Origin of the sequence: Parafannyhessea sp. (assembly GCF_051876455.1) — a bacterium.
Taxonomy (GTDB): Bacteria; Actinomycetota; Coriobacteriia; order Coriobacteriales; family Atopobiaceae; genus Parafannyhessea.
This window is the reverse complement of the sequence record NZ_JBJEHW010000215.1, coordinates 1-1677: the sequence shown is the minus strand read 5'-3', so window position 1 is coordinate 1677 and position 1677 is coordinate 1. Positions and strand designations below refer to the sequence as shown.

Below are 1677 nucleotides of genomic sequence, written 5' to 3'. Positions count from 1 at the left end.
GGGTCGCCCTGCAGCACGTAGATGCGGTCCGCCATGGTGACGGCCTCGTCCACGTCGTGCGTGATGGCCAGCGTCGCCATGCCCAGCTCGCGCGACATCTGGCAGTACCAGCTGCGCATGTCCGTGCGGGTCAGGGCGTCCAGCGCGCTGAACGGCTCGTCCAGCAGCGTCACGTCGTTACCCATCAGGTACGTGCGAAGGAACGCCGCGCGCTGGCGCATGCCGCCGGAAAGCTCGCTCGGCCACATGCGCTCCGTCCCGGCCAGGCCAAAGCGCTCGAACAGCGGCTCGGCCTTGGCGCGGGCGTCCGCCGCCGGCATGCCCGCCAGCACCAGCGGCAGGCACACGTTGTCCACGATCCGCTTGTTGGGCAGCAGCAGGTCCTTCTGGAGCATGTAGCTCACATGCCCCGGTTGGCCCGTCACGTCCGTGCCGTGGAGAAGGACGCGCCCCCTCAGCGGCGTGGTGAGTCCGGACAGCGCGTGGAGGATGGTCGTCTTGCCGCAGCCGGAGCGGCCGACGAGGCACACCACCTCGCCGGCGCCCAGCGTGAGCGACACGTCCTCCACCACGATGTGCTCGCCCTCGTCCCAGCTCAGGGTGAGCCCCCGCGCCTCGAGCGCCGGCACCGCGGCGCCGCCGGCAGCCGCACCGGCGCCGGCCACGGCGTCCACGTCCTTCTCCCCCGCGTCAGACATGCGCGCTAAGCCTCCAGGTAGTCCATGGTCCAGCCGGAGTTCACGTCCAGCTTGTTCTCGACCAGGTTCTTGTCGTTCAGCCACTCAAAGTAGCGCGCCCAGCGGGCCTTGTCGATCACGCCCCAGGTCTTGGCGTCGGACTGGTACTGCTTTGCCAGGTATTTCGCGGATGCCTGCACCAGCTTGTCACTAAGCTCGGGCGCCTCCTTCACCAGGATCTTGCCGGCGGCCTGCGGGTGCTTGATGGCGTACTCGTAGCCGCGCTTGGCCGCGCGCACAAAGGCCTTCACCACGTCCGGGTGCTTCTTGGCAAAGGCGTCGTTTGCCGCGATGACCGGCGTGTAGAAGTCGAACACCTTGTCCATGCTCACAAAGCTGAAGTAGTTGACGGGGTAGTTCTGCACCTTGGCGTTCTGCACGGCCCAGCCCTCGTACACCCACACGCAGTCGAACATGTTGGCCTTCAGGCCCGCCACCTCGTCGTCCACCTCGTACGGCACCTGCTTGAGCTTGGAGTAGTCGCCGCCGTCGGATTCCATCACCTGCTTGATGGTGGCCTGCTCCACGGGCATGTTCCACGTGGCGTAGGTGTGGCCCTCCATCTTCTTGGCGCTGGTGATGCCGTCGGCCTTGCGGCTCATGATGCCGCTCGTGTTGTGCTGGATGATGGCGGCCACGGCCTCGATGGCCACGGGGTTCTTGGAGCTCAGCGCGTTGGCGATGTAGTCCTGGTAGCTCACGCCCAGCTGCGCCTGGCCGGACCCGATCATGGCCTCGGCCGTGCCGTCGGCCGGCTGCACGATCTTGACCGTGAGCCCCTCGTCCTTGAAGTAGCCCTTCTCCTGCGCCACGTACAGGCCCGTGTGGTTGGTGTTGGGCGTGTAGTCCAGGCAGAACGTGATCTTGGCCGCGGAGCCGTAAACCTTCTTGTCCGTGGAGGCGGAGCCACTCGTGCTGGAGTCCGCGCCCTTGCCGTTGT

General features: G+C 66.7%; 2 protein-coding genes. Both read right to left on the bottom strand.

Annotated features, from left to right (window positions below):
* Window positions 1-698, bottom strand: a 698-nt coding sequence (locus ACI38Z_RS09090) for an ATP-binding cassette domain-containing protein (protein ID WP_439789882.1), incomplete at its 3' end; no start/stop codon positions are given.
* A gap of 5 nt (window positions 699-703) precedes the next feature.
* On the bottom strand, window positions 704-1677 hold a 974-nt coding region (locus ACI38Z_RS09085; RefSeq protein WP_439789881.1), incomplete at its 5' end, for an ABC transporter substrate-binding protein.